This window comes from Paracoccus aerodenitrificans, from assembly GCF_027913215.1.
GTDB classification, from domain to species: Bacteria; Pseudomonadota; Alphaproteobacteria; order Rhodobacterales; family Rhodobacteraceae; genus Paracoccus; species Paracoccus aerodenitrificans.
This window is the reverse complement of record NZ_CP115784.1, coordinates 907,712-928,324: the sequence shown is the minus strand read 5'-3', so window position 1 is coordinate 928,324 and position 20,613 is coordinate 907,712. Positions and strand designations below refer to the sequence as shown.

At 60.8% G+C, this 20,613-nt stretch carries 18 protein-coding genes; 7 read left to right on the top strand and 11 right to left on the bottom strand.

Going from position 1 to position 20,613, the window contains the following annotated elements; all coding sequences use genetic code 11:
* The first annotated feature begins 224 nt into the window (after window positions 1-224).
* A protein-coding gene (locus PAE61_RS06010; RefSeq protein WP_271112274.1) for an IS5 family transposase occupies window positions 225-982 on the top strand; the annotation gives its coding sequence in 2 pieces (ribosomal slippage) (window positions 225-561 and window positions 561-982; 759 coding nt in all).
* A gap of 196 nt (window positions 983-1,178) precedes the next feature.
* Here PAE61_RS06010 and PAE61_RS06005 read toward each other — a convergent pair.
* A protein-coding gene (locus PAE61_RS06005) for an IS5 family transposase (RefSeq protein ID WP_271112274.1) occupies window positions 1,179-1,936 on the bottom strand; the annotation gives its coding sequence in 2 pieces (ribosomal slippage) (window positions 1,179-1,600 and window positions 1,600-1,936; 759 coding nt in all).
* Between the two features lie 309 nt (window positions 1,937-2,245).
* Between PAE61_RS06005 and parE the strand changes: the two genes are divergently transcribed.
* Both parE and PAE61_RS05995 read left to right on the top strand, forming a co-directional pair.
* Window positions 2,246-4,213: a DNA topoisomerase IV subunit B gene (gene parE, locus PAE61_RS06000; RefSeq protein WP_271114432.1), complete on the top strand. Its 1,968-nt coding sequence runs from the start codon at window positions 2,246-2,248 to the stop codon at window positions 4,211-4,213.
* Complete coding sequence (locus PAE61_RS05995; protein WP_271114431.1) at window positions 4,206-4,904, top strand: gamma-glutamylcyclotransferase; 699 nt, start codon at window positions 4,206-4,208, stop codon at window positions 4,902-4,904. Before parE ends, PAE61_RS05995 begins: the two co-directional genes overlap by 8 nt.
* A gap of 44 nt (window positions 4,905-4,948) precedes the next feature.
* Here the strand turns inward: PAE61_RS05995 and PAE61_RS05990 are convergent, their stop codons facing one another.
* A complete protein-coding gene (locus PAE61_RS05990) occupies window positions 4,949-5,260 on the bottom strand; it encodes an ETC complex I subunit (RefSeq protein WP_271114430.1) in 312 nt (103 codons plus the stop codon).
* A gap of 169 nt (window positions 5,261-5,429) precedes the next feature.
* Here PAE61_RS05990 and PAE61_RS05985 point away from each other — a divergent pair, with 169 nt between their 5' ends.
* The 3 genes from PAE61_RS05985 to PAE61_RS05975 all read left to right on the top strand — a co-directional run bounded on the left by PAE61_RS05985 (window position 5,430) and on the right by PAE61_RS05975 (window position 8,640).
* Window positions 5,430-5,975 (top strand): superoxide dismutase family protein, encoded by a 546-nt coding sequence (locus tag PAE61_RS05985; protein WP_271114429.1) that lies wholly within the window; start codon window positions 5,430-5,432, stop codon window positions 5,973-5,975.
* Between the two features lie 71 nt (window positions 5,976-6,046).
* Window positions 6,047-8,233, top strand: a complete 2,187-nt coding sequence (gene uvrB / locus PAE61_RS05980; protein WP_271114428.1) for an excinuclease ABC subunit UvrB — start codon at window positions 6,047-6,049, stop codon at window positions 8,231-8,233.
* Window positions 8,234-8,334: 101 nt separating this feature from the next.
* Window positions 8,335-8,640 carry a hypothetical protein gene (locus PAE61_RS05975; protein WP_271114427.1) on the top strand — a complete coding sequence of 102 codons (306 nt, stop codon included), beginning with the start codon at window positions 8,335-8,337 and terminating at the stop codon, window positions 8,638-8,640.
* 9 nt (window positions 8,641-8,649) lie between these two features.
* On the opposite strand, the gene PAE61_RS05970 is transcribed toward PAE61_RS05975, so the two are convergent.
* On the bottom strand, window positions 8,650-8,913 hold the full coding sequence (locus PAE61_RS05970) for an I78 family peptidase inhibitor (protein ID WP_271114426.1): 264 nt from the start codon (window positions 8,911-8,913) through the stop codon (window positions 8,650-8,652).
* 192 nt (window positions 8,914-9,105) lie between these two features.
* Here PAE61_RS05970 and ggt point away from each other — a divergent pair, with 192 nt between their 5' ends.
* Entirely contained in the window at window positions 9,106-10,848 is a 1,743-nt protein-coding gene (ggt, locus tag PAE61_RS05965; protein WP_271114425.1) for a gamma-glutamyltransferase, read from the top strand.
* Window positions 10,849-10,902: 54 nt separating this feature from the next.
* On the opposite strand, the gene pdeM is transcribed toward ggt, so the two are convergent.
* From pdeM to PAE61_RS05925, 8 genes are all read right to left on the bottom strand, one after another.
* Window positions 10,903-11,544 (bottom strand): ligase-associated DNA damage response endonuclease PdeM, encoded by a 642-nt coding sequence (gene pdeM / locus PAE61_RS05960; RefSeq protein ID WP_271114424.1) that lies wholly within the window; start codon window positions 11,542-11,544, stop codon window positions 10,903-10,905.
* On the bottom strand, window positions 11,541-13,937 hold the full coding sequence (locus PAE61_RS05955) for a ligase-associated DNA damage response DEXH box helicase (RefSeq protein WP_271114423.1): 2,397 nt from the start codon (window positions 13,935-13,937) through the stop codon (window positions 11,541-11,543). Before PAE61_RS05955 ends, pdeM begins: the two co-directional genes overlap by 4 nt.
* The gene (locus tag PAE61_RS05950) at window positions 13,934-15,514 is read right to left on the bottom strand and encodes a cisplatin damage response ATP-dependent DNA ligase (RefSeq protein WP_271114422.1); all 1,581 of its coding nucleotides are present in this window, start codon (window positions 15,512-15,514) and stop codon (window positions 13,934-13,936) included. The genes PAE61_RS05955 and PAE61_RS05950 overlap by 4 nt, the downstream gene beginning before the upstream one ends.
* Window positions 15,514-16,521, bottom strand: a complete 1,008-nt coding sequence (locus PAE61_RS05945; protein ID WP_271114421.1) for a ligase-associated DNA damage response exonuclease — start codon at window positions 16,519-16,521, stop codon at window positions 15,514-15,516. The genes PAE61_RS05950 and PAE61_RS05945 overlap by 1 nt, the downstream gene beginning before the upstream one ends.
* Window positions 16,522-16,995 (bottom strand): pyridoxamine 5'-phosphate oxidase family protein, encoded by a 474-nt coding sequence (locus PAE61_RS05940; protein ID WP_271114420.1) that lies wholly within the window; start codon window positions 16,993-16,995, stop codon window positions 16,522-16,524.
* A 62-nt stretch (window positions 16,996-17,057) separates the two neighbouring features.
* A complete protein-coding gene (locus tag PAE61_RS05935) occupies window positions 17,058-17,849 on the bottom strand; it encodes an amino acid ABC transporter ATP-binding protein (RefSeq protein ID WP_271114419.1) in 792 nt (263 codons plus the stop codon).
* A gap of 9 nt (window positions 17,850-17,858) precedes the next feature.
* Window positions 17,859-19,313: an amino acid ABC transporter permease gene (locus tag PAE61_RS05930; RefSeq protein ID WP_271114418.1), complete on the bottom strand. Its 1,455-nt coding sequence runs from the start codon at window positions 19,311-19,313 to the stop codon at window positions 17,859-17,861.
* 1 nt (window position 19,314) lies between these two features.
* A complete protein-coding gene (locus PAE61_RS05925) occupies window positions 19,315-20,568 on the bottom strand; it encodes an amino acid ABC transporter permease (RefSeq protein WP_271114417.1) in 1,254 nt (417 codons plus the stop codon).
* Window positions 20,569-20,613: the final 45 nt, after the last annotated feature.

The following is a 20,613-nucleotide window of genomic DNA, read 5'->3' as shown; positions in this document are numbered from 1 at the left end:
CCATTTAAATCGTGGACGGGAGGGTCGATCAACAATCAGGCAGATATATTCCTTTCGTCGGTCAAAACCGGATGAAAGGTGTCATGATCTACAGACTGCAATCCGTTTGTCACGGACGAATCGAAGGAGGGCATTCCCGAATCACGTTTGGCCATTGCCTAGGCTCCAGACCCATTGATTTCGGGCTGTTTGCGTGATTCAGGCTCTGCAAGGAGACCTGATTTATGAGCAACCTTTTCTGGCTGACTGACGCGCAGATGGAGCGTCTGAAACCCTATTTCCCGAAATCCCACGGCAAGCCACGCGTTGACGACCGGCGTGTGCTGAGCGGCATAATATTCATCAATCGTAATGGCTTGCGATGGTGCGACGCGCCGACGGACTACGGCCCCGCCAAGACGCTCTACAACCGCTGGAAGCGCTGGAGCGAGAACGGGACCTTCGCCCGGATCATGGTGGGCCTCGCCGCCGAGAGCGCCGAACACAATACGATCATGATCGACGCGACCTATCTGAAAGCGCACCGCACGGCCTCGAGCCTGCGGGTCAAAAAAGGGGGCGCGGGCGCCAGATCGGGCGAACGAAAGGCGGCATGAACACGAAACTGCACGCCGTCACCGACGCGAAGGGCCGCCCGATAGGGTTCTTCATGTCCGCCGGACAAGTCAGTGATTACACCGGGGCAGCGGCACTTCTGAACAGCCTGCCGGAGGCGGATTGGCTGCTGGCCGATCGGGGCTATGATGCCGACTGGTTCAGAGATGCCTTGAAAAACAAGGGGATAAAGGTTTGCATCCCGGGTCGGAAGTCGCGCAAGAAACCCGTCAAATACGACAAGCGGCGCTACAAACGCCGCAACCGCATCGAAATCATGTTCGGCCGACTCAAGGATTGGAGGCGCGTCGCCACCCGATACGACCGTTGCCCCGAGACCTTCTTCTCTGCAATCCTGCTCGCCGCGACCGTCATCTTCTGGTTATGATCAAGAACGAGTCCTGAGCCTAAGATAATATTAGCGAGCCTTTCCAGTGTCGTGAATTTGTCCAAAAAGATAGGCGTAAGAAAATAATCAGCAAAAAGGCGTAATTCCGTTTTCAGGAGTCTGAAATTATTCAATTATATTTAAACCCTTCTTGCTCCGTAGTCGTTGAATTTCTAGGCTCAGGACTCGTTCTTGATCATAACCAGAAGATGACGGTCGCGGCGAGCAGGATTGCAGAGAAGAAGGTCTCGGGGCAACGGTCGTATCGGGTGGCGACGCGCCTCCAATCCTTGAGTCGGCCGAACATGATTTCGATGCGGTTGCGGCGTTTGTAGCGCCGCTTGTCGTATTTGACGGGTTTCTTGCGCGACTTCCGACCCGGGATGCAAACCTTTATCCCCTTGTTTTTCAAGGCATCTCTGAACCAGTCGGCATCATAGCCCCGATCGGCCAGCAGCCAATCCGCCTCCGGCAGGCTGTTCAGAAGTGCCGCTGCCCCGGTGTAATCACTGACTTGTCCGGCGGACATGAAGAACCCTATCGGGCGGCCCTTCGCGTCGGTGACGGCGTGCAGTTTCGTGTTCATGCCGCCTTTCGTTCGCCCGATCTGGCGCCCGCGCCCCCTTTTTTGACCCGCAGGCTCGAGGCCGTGCGGTGCGCTTTCAGATAGGTCGCGTCGATCATGATCGTATTGTGTTCGGCGCTCTCGGCGGCGAGGCCCACCATGATCCGGGCGAAGGTCCCGTTCTCGCTCCAGCGCTTCCAGCGGTTGTAGAGCGTCTTGGCGGGGCCGTAGTCCGTCGGCGCGTCGCACCATCGCAAGCCATTACGATTGATGAATATTATGCCGCTCAGCACACGCCGGTCGTCAACGCGTGGCTTGCCGTGGGATTTCGGGAAATAGGGTTTCAGACGCTCCATCTGCGCGTCAGTCAGCCAGAAAAGGTTGCTCATAAATCAGGTCTCCTTGCAGAGCCTGAATCACGCAAACAGCCCGAAATCAATGGGTCTGGAGCCTAGCAATGGATGTAAACTTCAGCAGGTCTCTTAACTCTGCCTCGCACGTGTGACTAGTCGTATCGCATGGCAGGGCGGAAGATGTGTTCGAGGTTATAGTACTCTATACAACGGCGATCTTGCGGACTGGCTGCGCGACCAGCCCTGACACCTACCCCTAGCGGCGGATCGTGAGGCAGCCACAAAGCCTTGCCCAGACCCGGCCTGTCATGAGATAAACGCCGAAACCAGAATGCGAGCAGATACATGGCCGACGATCTTTTTCCGACCACGACGGAGGATACGACCTACTCCGCCGCCTCGATCGAGGTGCTGGAGGGGCTGGAACCTGTCCGCAAACGTCCCGGCATGTATATCGGCGGCACGGATGAACGCGCATTGCATCATCTCGTGGCGGAAATCCTCGACAACTCGATGGATGAGGCCGTCGCGGGCCATGCCAGCCGGATCGAGGTCGAATTGCTTGCGGATTACTCGGTCACCATCCGGGATAACGGGCGGGGCATCCCAATCGACCCGCACCCGAAATTTCCGGGCAAATCCGCGCTTGAGGTGATCCTGTGCACGCTTCATGCGGGCGGCAAGTTCTCGGGCGATGCCTATCAGACCTCGGGCGGGTTGCACGGGGTCGGTGCCTCGGTGGTCAATGCGCTATCCGACAGCATGGTCGTGCAGGTCGCACGCAATAAGGAATTGTTCGAGCAGCGTTTCTCTCGGGGCATTCCGCAGGGACCGGCGGAAAAGATAGGGGCCGCCCCGAACCGGCGCGGCACAACGGTGACATTCCACGCGGATGAGGAAATCTTCGGTCATCACCGTTTCAAGCCTGCGCGGCTGCTGAAAATGGTGAAATCCAAGGCCTATCTGTTCTCCGGCGTCGAAATCCGCTGGAAATCCGAGATTGACGATGGCGAAACGCCGACTGAGGCGACGTTCCATTTCCCGGGCGGACTGGCCGATTACCTGACCGAGACGCTGGACGGCGTGACCACCTATTCCGACCGGCCCTTCGCTGGGAATGTCGATTTCAAGGAACGTTTTGGCGTGCCGGGCAAGGTCGATTGGGCGATCAACTGGACGCCTTCACGCGACGGGTTCATCCAGTCCTATTGTAACACCGTCCCCACCCCCGAGGGCGGTACGCATGAGGCCGGATTCTGGGCCGCTATCCTGAAAGGGGTCCGCGCCTATGGCGAGTTGGCGAATAACAAGAAGGCCGCCCAGATCACCCGTGAGGATCTGCTGACCGGCGGCTGTGCGCTTGTGTCATGCTTCATCCGAGAACCGGAGTTCGTCGGCCAGACCAAGGACCGGCTGGCTACGGTCGAGGCGCAGAGACTGGTCGAAGGCGCGGTGCGCGATCATTTCGACAACTGGCTTGCCAGCGATCCGAAATCAGCGGGCGCGATCCTCGATTTCCTGATCCTGCGGGCCGAGGAACGGCTGCGCCGCCGTCAGGAAAAGGAAACGCAGCGCAAGACCGCGACCCAGAAACTGCGCCTGCCCGGAAAGCTGGTCGATTGTTCGGCCAAGAACCGCGCCGGGACCGAGCTGTTCATCGTCGAGGGCGACAGCGCGGGCGGCTCGGCCAAGCAGGCCCGCGAACGCGCGACGCAGGCTCTGCTGCCGCTGAAAGGCAAGATCCTGAACGTGTTGGGGGCTGCCTCGGGCAAGCTGGGTTCGAACCAGGAAATCAACGATCTGTGTCAGGCTCTCGGCGTCGGGATGGGGACGAAATTCAACGTCGACGATCTGCGATATGACAAGATCATCATCATGACCGATGCGGATGTGGACGGCGCCCATATCGCCTCGCTGCTGATGACCTTCTTCTTCTCGCAGATGCGCCCGCTGATCGACAAGGGACATCTCTATCTGGCCTGCCCGCCGCTTTACCGACTGACGCAGGGAGCTGAGCGGATCTATGTCGCGGATGAAGCCGAGAAAGAGGCGATGATGGCAAAGGGTCTTGGCGGTCGCGGCAAGATCGACGTGCAGCGCTTCAAGGGTCTGGGCGAGATGGACGCAAAGGACCTCAAGGAAACCACGATGAACCCCAGAACCCGCAAGCTGATCCGGGTCAGTATCGACGAGGACGCGGCAGGCGAGACCGGGGATCTGGTGGAACGGCTGATGGGCAAGAAGCCGGAACTGCGCTTCCAGTATATTCAGGAAAATGCCCGCTTTGCCGATACCGAGGAACTGGATGTCTGATCCGGCAACCGACAGCCTGCGCCTCTCCGATGATCATGTCAGACGGGCAACCCGTGAAGTGGACGGGCTGCGTCATAAGCCCGGCTGGCATCTGCTGGAGGATGAGGATCTGGACCGGCTGGCCGAACATCTGCTGGCCGACCGCCCCCGCCCGATCCCGATTTTCGCCTATGGCTCTCTGATCTGGAACCCGGATTTCGCGGTCGGCGCCCGCAGACGAGCGACAGCGATTGGCTGGCATCGCCGGTTCAGCATCCCACTGGACCATTTCCGCGGCACACCAGAACAGCCGGGACTGATGCTGGCACTGGCATCTGGCGGAAGCTGCGAAGGGCTGATCATGGAGATCGAACCGGGGACCGAGCGGGATTCGATGCGCTCAATCCTCAAACGGGAACTGGTCGCCCGTGAGCTTTCTGCGAATGCACGCTGGATCGAGGTTGAGACCGATCAGGGACGCAGCGAGGCGCTGACCTTCTATGCCGATCCGGTCGATATCGATCTGGCGGATCTGCCGGTCGAGGAACAGGCAATCCGACTGGCCCGCGCAAACGGTGTTGCGGGGTCTGGTTCGGAATATTTGCTGCGCACAGCACAGGGGCTGAGGGCGGCAGGCATTCACGACGAATATATCTGGCAGTTGCAGGAACTCGCAGCCGCCGAAATCGAAAGCTGGCCGGACCGGGCCTGAGGCGCGGTTATCCCCGTCAGAAGCCTGATCGCTGAAGGTTCGGCTCAATGCGTCCACGGCGCACGGCGGTCACTGGCGAAATTTTCGCCATAGCCGCGTGGGCGGATATTCGCGCTGCGTTTATGCGGCTCGGTCACGATGTAATCGAGATCGTGTTCTTTCGCGTAGGCCTCTGCCTCTGCGCGGGTCGCGAAGCGCAGCCGGACCTGGGATTGCGTATCATCCGAACTGGTCCAGCCCATCAGCGGGTCGATGTCGCGTGCATCCGCTTGCGGATATTCCAGCACCCAGCCACAGCTTCGCGCCATGCCGGATTGCATGGCATTGCGGGCGGGCTGATAGATACGAACGCGCATGGCTTATTCCTGTGGCTTTGAGCGCGGTATTTATCGGATAGTCTCGCGCAACGTGCAAGCCCCGCGACGCCGGGAACGATACACCGCAACATACGTTGGACCAGCACGGCGGAGATGCCGATTCACGCCGCATCCTCGTCATGGATTTGATATCAGATAAGGATTGACCATGCGCTTTACGAAAGATCTTTTCGCAGCCCTGACCGCGACCGCGCTTCTTGGTGCTCTGCCGGTTTCCGCACAGGAAACCGCAGCCGCTTCGGACGCATCCCTGCCCGCCATGTCCAGTACGATCATGGACCCCGAGGGCAATCAGCTTGGCTCGGTTGAGTTGGCTTTCACCGAATCCGGTCTCGGTGTCATCAATATCCTGTTCACCGATGTCGAGCCCGGCATTCGCGGTGTGCATCTGCATCAAACCGGCCTCTGTGAAGCGCCCTTCGATTCGGCTGGCGGGCATCTGGCCGATGGCAAGGATCACGGCGTCATGACCGCGACCGGCCCGCATCCGGGCGATATGCCGAATGTCACCGTTCCTGAAAACGGCATCATCAGCCTTAGCTATTTCCTGCCAAATCTGACGCCTGAACTCATTCAGGATGAGGACGGGACGGCGTTCATGATCCATAGCGGCGCGGATGATTACAACTCGCAGCCAAGCGGCGATGCCGGAAACCGGATCGGCTGCGCGGTAATCGCACCTCCTGCCGGGTGAGGGGTTGAACTTTCGCGGCGGGGCCCGATCTGCTAGGTGAACACAACCGGAACTTTCGCCGCGAGTCACTCATGGGTCACAATAACACAAACGCCCCCGTCACCCGCTTTCCCGAGGTCACGCGACCGAAGCTGGAAGGCGGGCGGCGTTTCGTCATGCAGACAGAATTCCAGCCGGCGGGCGATCAGCCGACGGCCATCGCGGAATTGTCGCGCGGCGTGCGCGAGGGCGAGCGCGATCAGGTCCTGCTTGGCGCGACCGGCACCGGCAAGACCTATACGATGGCCAAGGTGATCGAGGAAACGCAGCGCCCGGCGATCATCCTTGCGCCCAACAAGACTCTGGCGGCGCAATTATACGGGGAATTCAAGGGGTTCTTCCCTGAAAATGCCGTGGAATATTTCGTTTCCTATTACGATTATTACCAGCCCGAAGCCTATGTGCCGCGCAGCGACACCTATATCGAGAAGGAATCCCAGATCAACGAGGCCATCGACCGGATGCGCCATTCGGCGACGCGGGCGCTTCTGGAACGCGACGATGTGATCATCGTGGCTTCGGTGTCGTGCATCTACGGCATCGGCTCGGTCGAGACCTACTCGGCGATGACGCAGGATATGGTCGTCGGTCAGATGTATGATCAGCGGGAATTTATCGGCCAGCTTGTCGCGCAGCAATATCGGCGGCTTGATGCGGCGTTTCAGCGCGGCGGGTTCCGCGTGCGCGGCGATGTGGTCGAGGTCTGGCCCGCCCATCTTGAGGACCGGGCCTGGCGTTTCGATTTCTTCGGTCCAGAGCTGGAAAAGATCACCGAATTCGATCCTCTGACCGGCGCGAAATCCGATGATTTCAAGCAGATCCGCATCTATGCGAACAGCCACTATGTGACGCCGCGCCCGACCATGCAGCAGGCGATCAAGGGCATCAGGAATGAGCTTCGCGAGCGTCTGGAACAGCTTAACGACGAAGGAAAATTGCTGGAGGCGCAGCGGTTGGAACAACGCACGAATTTCGATCTGGAAATGCTGGAAGCCACCGGCATCTGCAACGGGATCGAGAATTATTCCCGCTATCTGACAGGCCGCGCACCGGGCGAACCTCCGCCAACACTTTTCGAGTTTATCCCGGATAATGCCATTGTTTTCGCGGATGAATCCCATGTTAGCGTGCCGCAGATCGGCGGCATGTATCGCGGCGACTATCGGCGGAAGTTCACGCTGGCCGAACACGGTTTCCGCCTGCCCTCCTGCATGGATAACCGGCCGCTGAAATTCGAGGAATGGGATGCGATGCGCACCCAGTCGGTCTTCGTCAGCGCCACCCCAAAGGATTGGGAGCTTGACCAGACCGGGGGCGTCTTTGTCGAACAGGTGATCCGCCCCACCGGGCTGCTGGACCCGCAGGTCGAGATCCGCCCGATCGAGATGCAGGTGGATGATCTGCTGGACGAGGTGCGGAAGGTCTCGGCTGCGGGGATGCGTACGCTGGTTACGACGCTGACCAAGCGCATGGCCGAGGATCTGACCGAATATCTGCACGAACAGGGCATTAAGGTCCGTTATATGCATTCCGATATCGACACGATCGAGCGGATCGAGATCCTGCGCGATCTTCGTCTGGGCGCGTTCGATGTTCTGGTCGGAATTAACTTGCTGCGCGAAGGCCTTGATATTCCTGAATGCGGACTGGTCGCCATTCTGGATGCGGACAAGGAAGGCTTCCTGCGGTCCGAAACCTCGCTGATCCAGACAATCGGGCGGGCGGCGCGGAACGCGGATGGGCGGGTGATCATGTATGCCGACAGCATGACCGGCAGCATGGAACGCGCCATTGCCGAAACCGAACGCCGCCGCGCCAAGCAGATCGCCTATAATGAAGAACACGGCATCACGCCTCAGACCGTGCGCAAGAATGTCGATGATGTTCTGGCCGGGCTGTGGCAGGGCGACACGGATCAGTCGCGGATCACCACGAAGATCGACAAGCCGATGGTCGGCGCGAATCTGGCCGCGCATCTGGATGCGTTGCGGGCTCAGATGCGCAAGGCCGCCGAAAATCTGGAGTTCGAGGAAGCCGCAAGGCTGCGGGATGAGGTGAAGCGGCTGGAGGCGGTCGATCTGGCCGTTGCGGATGATCCTCTGGCCCGGCAATCGGCGGTTGAGGCGGCGGCACAGGAAGCTGTCGGCAAATCCGGGCGTTCCACTGCCGGGCGGGCGGGACAACGAGGCGGCAACAAGCGGTCAAAACGGCGGCGCTGAACCTGTTTGCGGATGTCTTTGGCAAAGCGGATGGGATGAAACGTGATGCATCCGTGATGCAGTGTCATGCGTTCCAGCTGTGCTCTGTCGAAGGAAACATCATGCGTTGTATTTTCGGAAGTCTGGTTCTGCTTATGGCGCCTCTGACCGCTCAGGCCTCATCGCCCGATGCGTGGGAGCAGTTCCGGCAGGATGTGAAGCAGGTCTGCGCCGAAGAACTGGCGCAGACAGAACCCTCGGCAGCAGCCGGAATTGAGGTAAACCCGTTCGGATCGCAAAGCTATGGCGCGGCGCTGATCACCCTGACGCGGGACGAGGGCCAGCCGGAACGCATGATCTGCATCTATGACAAACAGGCCGGAACCGCCGAAATCACCGGCCCGTTTCCGCCGGAGGATCAGCCCTGAATTGCGGGATCAGCCGCAGGTGACCCGCTGGATAAAGCCCTTTTCATCCACGAAAATATTCAGCCGCGCCGGGTTCATATCCTCAGTCATCACCGCACCGGGTTGCAGCACACGATAGGCCAGACCGGACGGCAGGGTGAATTCTCCGATATTGCGCCCTACCATATCCTGATATTCCGGCCCGCATTGCGAAGGCAGGGCCGATCCCGGCTCGGGCGGAGCGCAGGCGGCAAGGACAGTCAGAACGGCGGTGGCAGGTATAATCTGGCGCATGGGTTATCCTTTTTGCATCAACAGACATGACTGCACCCGCCTGGTCAATCTCATAAGAAGAACATGACGCGATCCTGATCTGCTTGGCTGGCAATGTGGCGCGTCCCGGCGCGATCCCGACCCAGGGTGCAAATCCTGTTGACCCGGCGGCGCTTTGCGCATCGACTGGCGAGGAACAGAAGGAGGAGAGACATGGCATTACTCGATACCATCCGGCGTCACGGCATGGCGGCACTGGCTCTGGCGGCGCTTGGCCCGCTGCCCGCTGCGGCTCAGGAAGCGGCGATCTATTCCGGGATGGACCGCATCCATCCGGTCTGGGCGACAAGCGGCATGGTCTCCGCACAGGAACAGGTCGCGGCGGAAATCGGTCGCGATATCCTCGCACAGGGCGGCAATGCGATCGATGCGGGTGTCGCCGTCGCGTTCGCATTGGCGGTCACCCTGCCCCGCGCCGGAAATCTGGGCGGTGGCGGATTCATGCTGGTCCATGATGCCGAAACCGGCGAGACTCAGGCCATAGATTATCGCGAAATGGCCCCTGCCGGCGCGTCACGCGATATGTTCCTCGATGCCGAGGGCAATGCCGACAGCGACAAATCTCGCTTCACCGGCGCGGCTTCCGGTGTACCGGGGACGGTTGCGGGCATGAAAATGGCTCTGGATCAGTATGGCAGCATGGAATGGGCCGATGTCATCGCCCCCGCGATCCGGCTGGCAGAAGAGGGGATCACCGTAACCCCGGATCTCGCCGACAGCCTTGAGGCGCTGAAAGAACGGCTGACCCGTTATCCCTCCGCCGCCGCGATTTTCTATAAGGAGGGCGGAGAGCTTTATCGCCCCGGCGATACGCTGGTGCAGGCCGATCTGGCGGAGACCCTGAATAAAATCGCCGAGCAGGGGCCGGACGGTTTCTACAGCGGCGAGGTTGCCGAAGCGATTGCGGCCTCTGTCACCAAAGCTGGCGGCGATATGACCGTCGAGGATCTGGCAAATTACAAAGCCGTTATGCGTGAGCCCATCAAGGGCACGTATCGCGGCTATGAAATTGTGTCGATGCCGCCGCCTTCCTCTGGCGGGGTGCATCTGATCCAGATCCTGAACACGCTTGAGGGATATCCGATTGGCGCACTTGGCGCGAATTCCGCCGATACGATTCATCTGATGGCTGAGGCGATGAAGCTGGCCTATGCCGACCGCTCGGAATATCTGGGCGATACGGATTTCGTCGATGTCCCCATCGATGAGCTGATCAGCAAGGACTACGCCGAAGATATGCGCGAAAAGATCAGCGCAAGCTTCGTGACCCCGTCCGAGCAGATCGCCCCGGCCGATCTGACGCCCTATGAATCGAACGAAACCACGCATTTCTCGATTATCGACAAGGACGGCAACGCAGTCTCGAACACCTATACGATCAATTTCAGCTATGGTTCGGGATTGGTCGCGGATGGCACGGGCGTGCTGATGAATAACGAGATGGACGATTTCTCGGCCAAGCCGGGCGTTCCCAATGCCTATGGGCTGATCGGCGGCGATGCCAATGCAGTCGAGCCGGGCAAGCGTCCGCTTTCCTCGATGACGCCGACCATCGTCAACAAGGATGGAGAGGTCTGGCTGGTCACCGGCTCGCCGGGCGGTGCGCGGATCATCACCACCGTGTTGCAGGTCATCATGAACATGATTGATCACGGCATGAATGTCGCCGAAGCAAGCAGCGCACCGCGCATCCATCACCAGTGGCTGCCGGATGAACTGCGGATCGAGGACGGCATCAGCATCGACACGCAGCGTGCGCTTCAGGCCAAGGGGCATGTTCTGTCTCTGGAAGAGGTCATGGGATCGACGCAATCGGTGATGCGCGACCCGGAAAGCGGCTATCTTCTGGGCGCATCCGATCCGCGCCGCCCCGGTGCGGGAACCGTCGGTTATTGAGCGCCTGACAGGTTACAGCAGGAGAGAGCCGGGCCAACCCCGGCTCTTTTCCATTCAGCGCCCTGCATGAAGCTGGTTCGAAACCGGCATCGCCACCGGCGTTTTTCCGGTCAGGATCGCCAGGCCCTGCGGAACAAGCGCCGCCAAAGCCTCGCTGTCGCAGCGCAGACCGCCTGTATAGGCTCCGAAAGCGGGGAGGATCAGGTGATCGCTGCCGACCAGAAAACAGGCGCGGCTGCGACCGGCGAGATGGGCCTTGGGATGAAAATGTCCCGATATATCCGGGCCGTCCCCGGCAATATGGCGCAGTGTCAGCCCCGCGATGCGCAGCTCTTCGGCACCAGAGGCAAGGTCGTGATTGCCCGCGATCAGCACCGTCTCCTGCATGCCTGTCAGCCGCCCGAACGCAGCCCGATCCTCAGGGTCCAGAGCATCGGTGGCGGCATCGTCGTCATAAATATCGCCAAGCAGGGCGAGCCTTCCCGGGCGGGTCCTGTCCAGCTCAGCCGCCAGCCGGGACAGGGTCTCCCGCGTCTCGAATGGCGGCAACAGCGCACCGCCGCGCCGCGCCATGCGCTCGGATTTCCCCAGATGCAGATCGGCCGCAAGCAACATATCCTGCCCCGGCCAGTATAATGCGCCCGACCCAAGCGCCACGAAATCCTGCCCGGCAAAGCGGAACCTGTATCCGGTCATGCGGCCTCTCCGTCCAGCCCGGCTTCCTGCATCATCCGCGCCGCTTCTTCCTCAAGCAACCGGTCCTCACCCAGACCACGGATCGGAACCTTGCCAACCTCCAGCAGAAGCGGCGCGGCCAGAGGCGTCACATGGGGCGGCGTCGCGTGAACGATGCGGGGCCGGGAGGACAGCATTTCCTCGACCCGCCCGAAATCGACAAGGCCGCGCATCGCTTCGATCCGGGTCAGCCGCATCAGCAGATGATCGGGATCGTGGCGGCGCAGCGTGTCATAGATGATGTCGCTGGAAAACGTCGCCTGCCTGCCGGATTTCCGCTGCCCCGGCAGGTTGCGCTGCAACAGCCCCGCGACCATCGCTACATTGCGGAAACTGCGTTTCATCACCGCATTTTCGCCCAGCCACTCCTCCAGCCCGTCACGCAGAGCACCGGGCGCAAAGAACGGGGCGGGATCGGTCACCTTGTCCATCGACCAGATCAGCAGCGCATAATCCGTGGCGACAAAACCAAGCGGGCCAAGCCGTGCTTCCTCCATCCGCCGGGTGAGGATCAGACCAAGCGTCTGGTTCGCATTTCGTCCCGCGAAACTATAGGCGCAGAAATAGGCGCGGCCCCGCAGGAAGGTCTCGCAGGTCAGCGTGCCGGGCTGAGGCAGGACCGAGATATCCCGCTGCAATCCCAGCCAGTCCTGCGTGTGCCCCGGCAGCGCGTCCCATGCGGAGGGATCGCCGATCAGCGCCAGCACCCGTGCCGACAGCTCGGTCGAGATGGCCAGCTTGGTGCCGCTGAACACCGCGATTTTAGGGGTTTTCGAGGGTTGCGGCGTGACCTCAACCACCATTTCGCGCAGCCGGTCATAGCGAACGGTCTGGCCGCCGATCAGGAATGTATCGCCCGGAGCGAGGCTGGCGGCAAAATCCTCTTCAATCTCGCCCAGAGGCGCACCGCCATTGCGACGCCTCACCTTCAGGGTTTCCGTATCGGTGATCGTGCCGATATTCATGCGGATCATCCGTGCCGCGCGGGGATCGCGAAGCTGCCACGTGCCGTCGCGCTCGACCAGCCTCTGCCAGCGATCATAGGCCCGCAGCGCATAGCCTCCGGTCGCCACGAAATCCAGGCAATCGTCGAATTGCGCCCGGCTGAGCGCGGCATAAGGCCCGGCCCGACGGAATTCGGCAAACAGCGCCTCGGCGCTGAACGGCCCCGCGCAGGCGGTCATCAGGATCTGCTGGCACAGCACATCCAGCCCGCCCCATGTCCCGACCGGGCCGCGCCCCTCTCCGTCCAGATCGCCCTCGGCGACGGCCTGAAGCGCGGCCACGCATTCGATCACCTCGAACCGGTTCGCCGGCACGATCCGGGCTTTCGAGGGCGCGTTATAGCGATGATTCGCCCGCCCGATCCGCTGCACCAGACGCTTGACGTTCTTGGGTGCGCCGACCTGTATGACCAGATCCACATCGCCCCAGTCGATCCCCAGATCCAGACTGCCCGTCGCCACCACCGCCCGTAACGCGCCCGAGGCCATCGCGGCTTCGACCTTTCCGCGAACCTCTCGCGCAAGGCTGCCGTGATGCAGGCCGATGGGCAGATTGTTGTCATTCACCGCCCAGAGAGACTGAAAGAACAATTCCGCCTGCGCCCGTGTATTGATGAAAACCAACGTCAGCCGCGCCTCCTCGATCGCCGCCATGACATCCCGCGCCGCGTAACCGCCGCCCCCGCCGGACCAGGGCGGCGGGCGGGTGGTGTGCAGCATGGCGATATCGGGCGGAGGACCGGGATCAGCCAGAACGATGCGCGCGCCGCCCAGATATTCGGCAAGCGCCCGAGGAGCCTCAACCGTCGCCGAAAGAGCACTGACGGTCAATTGCGGCGCAAGGCTGCGGAGCCGGGCCAGACCCAGCATCAGTTGATCGCCGCGCTTGGATTCCGCAAGCGCGTGGATTTCATCAATCACCACCCGCTGAAGGGTGCCGAAAATCCGCAGCGCTTCGGGATAGGACAGCATCAGCGCAAGGCTTTCCGGCGTGGTCAGCAGGATCTGCGGCGGGTCTACACGCTGCCTAGCCCGGCGCGAGGCGGCTGTGTCGCCGGTGCGGTCCTCGATCCGGATATCCAGCCCCAGACCGGACACAGGCCGCGCAAGGTTCCGAGCAATATCATGGGTCAGCGCTTTCAGCGGCGAGATATAAAGCGTGTGCAACCCCTCGCGCGGATGTGCCATCAGATCGGCGAGCGTGGGCAGGAACCCCGCCAGCGTCTTGCCGCCCCCTGTCGGCGCGATCAGCAGCGTATCCTCATGCGCCGCGAAAAGCTCAAGCTGATGCGGGTGCGGGGTCCAGCCCTGACGGGCGAACCAGTCGGTAATCGAGGCTGGAAGGGTCATGTCAGCAAGGGCGGCAGCATCTCGCGGAGCGTCTCGATCCGGTCGGCCTCGGCGGCGGGCTTGTCGTCGCGGATGCGGCTGATCCGGGGAAACCGCATCGCCACGCCCGATTTATGCCGGGCCGAGCGGTTCAGCCCCTCGAACGCGACCTCGACCACTTTTTCCTGCGCCACCGCGCGGACCGGGCCGAAACGATCAACGGTGTTGTTTCTGACAAAGCGGTCGAGTTGCTTCAACTCCTCATCCGTAAAGCCGAAATAGGCCTTACCGACAGGCACCAGTTCAGCCCCGTCCCAGACCCCGAAGGTGAAATCCGAATAATAGCCCGAACGCTTGCCGTGGCCCCTTTGGGCATACATCAGCACCGCATCGATAACCATCGGATCGCGCTTCCATTTGAACCACGGCCCCTTGATCCGGCCCGCAAGATAGGGGCTGTCACGTCGCTTCAGCATAATGCCCTCGATCACCGGATCAGGCGGATCGGCACGCAAGGCGGCAAGCTGATCCCAGCTTTCGAAGGCAAGCAGGGGCGATGCATCGATGCGCGGATCCGAGATTCCGGCAACTGCCTGTTCCAGTCTTTCGCGCCTCTGGCCGAAAGGCCGCGCCCGCTGATCCTCGCCCTGCCAGATCAGCAGATCATAGGCCCGCAGCCCGGCAGGGTGGCTGTCCAGCAATTTCTTCGAGATCGTCTTGCGGTTCAGCCTCTGTTGCAGATCGCCGAAACTGCCCACCGCATCGCCGCGCCGGACCAGCAATTCGCCGTCGATCACACCGTCAAATTCCAGCCGTTCCAGCAGATCGGGAAACGCCCCGCTGATATCCTCTCCGGTCCGGGAGTAAAGCCGCCTCGTCCCCTGATCCGAGACCGCCTGCACGCGGATACCGTCCCATTTCCACTCTGCCGCGAAATCCGCCGGGTCCAAAGATTGCAGCGCATCCAGATCGGTTGCGGTTGACAGCATCACCGGGCGGAACGGAGCATGTGCGGCGGCTTCGGGCTTTGACCCGCCTTCTGCCCATTGGAACAGTTCTAGATAAGGCGGTTTCAGCCCGTGCCAGATTTCCTCAATTCCATCCAGAGGCAGATCGCCATATTCCGCAAGCGCCGCCCGCGCCAGACGGGCCGACACGCCGACACGCAGCCCGCCTGTGGCAAGCTTCAGATAAGCATAGCGCCCCGAGGGGTTCAGCGCATCCAGCCGCGAGGCGATCAGCGAAGGCAACCCGGCCTTGCCCGTGATTTGCAGTTCCTCGACCAGCATCGGCAGGGGCAGATCGGAATCGTTTGGGGGCGTTTCCGGCTCGGGCCAGATCAGGGCGATGGTTTCCGCCAGATCGCCGACGAAATCGTAGCTTGCGGCGAAAAGCTGTTCATCTACCCGTTCCGTCACCAGCCCGCGCAGCATGGATGGCGTCACCGCCCGCAGTTTCAGATCTCCGGTCAGTGCGGCAAGCGCCAGCCCACGTTCAGGATCGGCCGTCGCACCGAAATAGCGCGATAACAGCCTCAGCTTGCCATTGCGCTGCGGGGTGAATGCGAGACGTTCCAGAAGATGAGCGAAGTCGCGCATTACTCGGCCTCGTCCTCATACCCGGCCAGATGCAGCGGGCGGGCAGCGCGGCCCTGCAATTCGCACCAGCGGATAACGGCATCCTCGCGGCCATGCGTCACCCAGGTTTCGGCGGGGTCGAGTTCCTCTATCGTGCGGGTCAGGTCCGGCCAGTCCACATGATCCGAGATCACCAGCGGCAATTCCACACCACGTTGGCGGGCACGGGCGCGGACCGACATCCAGCCGCTGGCGAAGGCGATCACCGGATCGGGGAAACGCTGCGCCCATGTCGCCTCGAACGCCGAGGGCGGCGCGATGATGATCTGCCCCGCGAAGTCGGTCTTTTTCATACTGTCAGTCGTCGCCGGGCGCAGATCGCCAAGCGGAATACCCTGCGCGATATGGTAATCGCATAAACGCTGCAACGCGCCGTGAATATAAACCGGCGCATCCCACCCGGCTTCGCGCAGCAACATGATGACGCGCTGCGCCTTGCCCAGAGAATAAGCCCCGATCAGATGCGCACGTTCAGGGAAAGCGCGGACGGATTCCAGCAGCTTTGCGATTTCCGTCCGCGGATCGGGATGGCGGAATACCGGCAGGCCGAATGTCGCCTCGGTAACGAAAATATCGCAGGGCACTGGCTGCCACGGCGCACATGACGCATTCGGCACCCGCGCATAATCCCCCGAGACGGTCACGCGCTGCCCCTCTGCCGTGACCGAGATCTGCGCCGAACCCAGAACATGCCCCGCCGGATGAAAGCTGACCACGGCATCGCCGATCCGCATCTCTCCCTCGGCCTCCTGACGCGCCGAGGTGAAATCCTCGCCATAGCGGATCGCCATGATATCCAGCGTCTGCCGCGTCGCCAGCACCGAACCATGCCCCGCGCGGGCGTGATCGGCATGACCGTGGGTGATCAGCGCACGGCTGACCGGCCTTACAGGGTCGATAAAGAAATCCCCTGCCGCGCAATAAAGCCCGGCAGGCTTTGGCACCAGCGGCGTCACCCGGCGCGTCATTCAGCCCAGATCGAGGGTGGTATGCGCTCCCATATCGGGTTTTTCGCCGCTGATTTTGGACTTCGCCACTTGATATAGAAACCCAAGCGCCCCCGCTTCGCTCATCCATGTCTCGGCCTTGCCGGGAGCATAGCTGACCAGCAAAAGATCCGGATCGCGCTTGCCTTCCTCGAACCAGCTCGACGCGACGATATTCCAGATCTCATCCAGTTTCTGCATATCCGAGGACACCGCCAATACGCCCTCAATATCGGCATATACCCCCTTGCCATCGCTGCAGATCAGGTAACGCGCCCGCGCACCCTGCTCCGCCGCCTGAGCCATCGGCGTATCCTTTGCCGTGATGAACCACAGATTCGGGTCGCCTTCGATGAGATTATGCGACATCGGCAGGAAACGGCCATCCACCTCAAGCATTCCCGTACGGATCGACTCGAGGCGTTTCCAGAACTCTTTCTTAAGGTCTTCCGTCATCTCATCCTCCTGCTGATGTTGCAGCAGGATAACCGGAACGGATCGACAAGGTTCCGCCGCGTTTAATGTCCGAGGATCTGGCTGAGGAACAATTTCGTCCGCTCGGATTGCGGATTGTTGAAAAACTCGGTCGGCGTGTTCTGTTCGACGATCTGGCCCTGATCCATGAAAATCACCTGATCCGCGACGGCCTGCGCAAAGCCCATCTCATGGGTGACGCACAACATGGTCATGCCAGTCTCGGCCAGTTCGATCATGGTATCGAGCACTTCCTTGATCATCTCGGGATCAAGCGCCGAGGTCGGTTCGTCGAACAGCATGATCTTGGGCTCCATGCACAGCGACCGCGCGATCGCCACGCGCTGCTGCTGACCGCCCGAAAGCTGGCCGGGATATTTCTGCGCCTGTTCGGGGATGCGGACCTTTTCCAGATATTCCATCGCCGTCGCCTCGGCCTGACGCTTCGGCTGCTTGCGCACCCAGATCGGGGCCAGCGTGCAGTTTTCCAGAACGGTCAGATGCGGGAACAGGTTGAAATGCTGAAACACCATCCCGACCTCGGACCGCACCTTGTCGATATTCTTGATGTCACTGGTCAGCTCGATCCCGTCCACGACGATGCTGCCGGACTGATGTTCCTCCAACCGGTTGATACAGCGGATCAGGGTCGATTTTCCCGACCCTGACGGGCCTGCGATCACGATCCTCTCACCGCGCCTGACGGTCAGGTCGATATCGCGCAGCACGTGAAAATCGCCATACCACTTGTTCATCTTGCTGATCTCGATGGCGATTTCCTCGCTCATACCCGGCAGCCTTGCCTTATCGACCTGCATTGCATCCGGATCGGACATTGCTACCCCCTAGCGGTTTTCGCGGCTCAGTCGGCGTTCGAGATACATCGAATAACGCGACATCGAGAAGCAGATGACAAAGAAAATAAGGCCGACGAAAATGAACGGCTCCCAGTAAATGCCCTTCCAGGCGAAGTTCGAGCGAACGAAATCCGAGATCCCCTTCAGCGGATCGAACAGCCCGATCAGCCCCACAAGCGTCGTATCCTTGAACATGCCGATAAACGTGCCGACAATCCCCGGAATCGAGATCTTCAACGCCTGCGGCAGGATAATCAGCCGCTGCGCCTGCCAGTAATTCAGCCCAAGCGAATCCGCGGCCTCATATTGCCCGCGCGGCAACGCCGCCAGCCCACCGCGGATCACCTCGGCCATATAGGCGGCGGCGAAGATCGTCACCATGATGATGACGCGCAGGATAATGTCGAAATTCGTCCCCGGCGGAAGGAAGTAATTCAGCAGAAGCGAGGCCACGAAAAGAAGCGTGATCAGCGGCACGCCCCGGATGAACTCGATGAAAATAACCGAGAAGATATGAACCAGAAACATGTCGGAGCGCCGCGCAAGGGCCAGGACGATCCCCAGAGGCAGAGACATGGCGATCCCTGAAACCCCGATCACCACGGCCAGCAGAAACCCTCCGAAATCGTTGGAATCCACCGGCATCAACCTCATCGCGGCCATGTCCTGCAACAGGCCGGACACGGGTTCGGCCAGAAACAGCCACCAGATGACGGCAGCCGCAATGGCCAGAAACGTCGCCAGCCCGGAACGGCGCGGCGGCACCGCGCGTATCACGCCATAGCCGACGGCAAAGCCCGCCAGCAGCATCAGCGGATACCACAGGCTGCCACCCCAGAGCAGCCAGATTGCGACTACCGGATAAAGGACCGTGAAGATGAACAACCGGCGCGGCGCATATTCCGCCATCAGCAGCGCAATGCCGAACAGAGCCCACATCAGAATCACGGACCAGTCCGGGGTTTCCGCGACGCCCATCAACAGAATGGTGATCAGCCCGGTCGCCGCCAGAACCCAGCGGCGGATTGCCGGGCTGACCGAGAACAGAACCGGCGTGATCGCGATGAACAGCAGCCCCATCGTCATGATCGGGCGCCAGTATCCGGCGCGGGGATAGAAGCCGAACAGATATTGATGCCAGCGTTCCCGGATAACGGCGAAACACCCTCCGGTCGCGCCCTCCCCCCATCTGGCGGCGATGATCTCGCGGCATTGCTGGACGCTGTCGGCTTTCCAGACGGAATGGGACAGCCACGGCCAAAAATGATGGAACAGAAACCAGATAATCCCGATGCCCAGTATCGTCAGAACCGTGTTGAACCAGCCCGAGAACAGATTCATGCGTAGCCAGCGGACCACTCCTGTCTGCCGCGAGGGCGGCGCGGCGGGCGGCAGCATCGTGTCGCGGACATAAGGAACGGACTGGGCGTGAATTTCGCTCATCTCACCGCTCCTTCAGCCGGACGCGGCTGTTATAGATATTCATCGCCCCCGAGATCAGCAGGCTGATGGCAAGATACACCAGCATCATCAGCAGGATGCTTTCCAGCTCTCTCCCGGTCTGGTTGGCGGTCGTCCCGCCAAGCGTGCCGCGCAGATCCATATAACCGACCGCAATCGCCAAAGAACTGTTCTTCGTCAGGTTCAGATATTGCGAGATCAGCGGCGGCACGATCACCCGCAGGGCCTGCGGAAGAATGACCAAATTCATCGTCCGGTTCGGGCGAAGGCCAAGCGCGAACGCCGCCTCGGACTGGCCTTTGCTGACGGACAGGATACCGGCACGGACGATCTCGGCGATGAAAGCGCCGGTATAAAGCGTCAGCGCCAGCCACAGCGCGACAAAGGAGTTATCGACGCTGATCCCGCCCGAGAAATTGAACCCGGCAAGCTGCGGGATCTCAAGATACAGCCCGAAGATGATCCACAGCGCAATCGGAGGCACCACGAACAGCGCCAGATTGACCGGCCATGTCACCGGACGCTGCCCGGTCCGTTCCTGAATCCGCGACGCGCGGGCATTGATCGCCCTTCGCAGCATGACCGCTGCCACGAGAAGCCCGATAAAGATGATCGCCAGCCAGGGAATCGCAATCCGCCCCAGCTCCAGCGCACCCGGAGACCGGGCCGCGATAATCGCCGGAATCGCCGTGTAGCGGTTGGTCGGCGCGACCATGCCAAGGAACAGATCTATACCCTCTTCGCCCCGATAAGCGCGTGGCGCGGGTGTGATCTCGGTGAAGACCGCAAAGATGATCAGGATCCAGAGCAGAAGCGGAATATTGCGGAAGATCTCGACATAGATCGTCATCAGCCGCGCAAACAGCCAGTTATTCGACAGGCGCAGAACGCCGACCGTCACACCGACAATCGTCGCGGCGATACAGCCCAGAAACGAGACCAGCAGCGTATTGAGAAGCCCGATCAGCGCTGCACGGAAATGCGTGTCGTCGCTGTTATAGGGAATCACCTGCTGCGGAATATCGTATCCGGCGCGGCTGAACAGAAAGCCGAAATCTATATCCTTGCCCAGATTCGCCAGATTGGTGATCGTATTATTGATCAGCCACCAGACCAGCGACATGACCAGAATGAAAACGATGACCTGAAATGTCAGCGAGCGATAGCGCTTGTCATAGATCAGCATACTCAACCGAAACGGAGGATCCTGACGGCCTGCCGATGCGCGGTCGATCATTAATTTCTCCCTGTGATCCGGTGCGGATTTTTCCGTCTCTTCCGG

Excerpts from the sequence above, each read along its gene's own strand:
- PAE61_RS05995 (WP_271114431.1), top strand. The coding sequence starts at position 4,206 with ATGTCTGATCCGGCAACCGACAGCCTGCGCCTCTCCGATGATCATGTC.
- PAE61_RS05945 (WP_271114421.1), bottom strand. The coding sequence starts at position 16,521 with ATGACGCGCCGGGTGACGCCGCTGGTGCCAAAGCCTGCCGGGCTTTAT.
- PAE61_RS05955 (WP_271114423.1), bottom strand. The coding sequence starts at position 13,937 with ATGACCCTTCCAGCCTCGATTACCGACTGGTTCGCCCGTCAGGGCTGG.
- pdeM (WP_271114424.1), bottom strand. The coding sequence starts at position 11,544 with ATGACCGGATACAGGTTCCGCTTTGCCGGGCAGGATTTCGTGGCGCTT.
- PAE61_RS05975 (WP_271114427.1), top strand. The coding sequence starts at position 8,335 with ATGCGTTGTATTTTCGGAAGTCTGGTTCTGCTTATGGCGCCTCTGACC.
- uvrB (WP_271114428.1), top strand. The coding sequence starts at position 6,047 with ATGGGTCACAATAACACAAACGCCCCCGTCACCCGCTTTCCCGAGGTC.
- PAE61_RS05970 (WP_271114426.1), bottom strand. The coding sequence starts at position 8,913 with ATGCGCCAGATTATACCTGCCACCGCCGTTCTGACTGTCCTTGCCGCC.
- PAE61_RS05935 (WP_271114419.1), bottom strand. The coding sequence starts at position 17,849 with ATGTCCGATCCGGATGCAATGCAGGTCGATAAGGCAAGGCTGCCGGGT.
- PAE61_RS05985 (WP_271114429.1), top strand. The coding sequence starts at position 5,430 with ATGCGCTTTACGAAAGATCTTTTCGCAGCCCTGACCGCGACCGCGCTT.
- PAE61_RS05940 (WP_271114420.1), bottom strand. The coding sequence starts at position 16,995 with ATGACGGAAGACCTTAAGAAAGAGTTCTGGAAACGCCTCGAGTCGATC.
- PAE61_RS05925 (WP_271114417.1), bottom strand. The coding sequence starts at position 20,568 with ATGATCGACCGCGCATCGGCAGGCCGTCAGGATCCTCCGTTTCGGTTG.
- parE (WP_271114432.1), top strand. The coding sequence starts at position 2,246 with ATGGCCGACGATCTTTTTCCGACCACGACGGAGGATACGACCTACTCC.
- PAE61_RS05930 (WP_271114418.1), bottom strand. The coding sequence starts at position 19,313 with ATGAGCGAAATTCACGCCCAGTCCGTTCCTTATGTCCGCGACACGATG.
- PAE61_RS05990 (WP_271114430.1), bottom strand. The coding sequence starts at position 5,260 with ATGCGCGTTCGTATCTATCAGCCCGCCCGCAATGCCATGCAATCCGGC.
- ggt (WP_271114425.1), top strand. The coding sequence starts at position 9,106 with ATGGCATTACTCGATACCATCCGGCGTCACGGCATGGCGGCACTGGCT.
- PAE61_RS05950 (WP_271114422.1), bottom strand. The coding sequence starts at position 15,514 with ATGCGCGACTTCGCTCATCTTCTGGAACGTCTCGCATTCACCCCGCAG.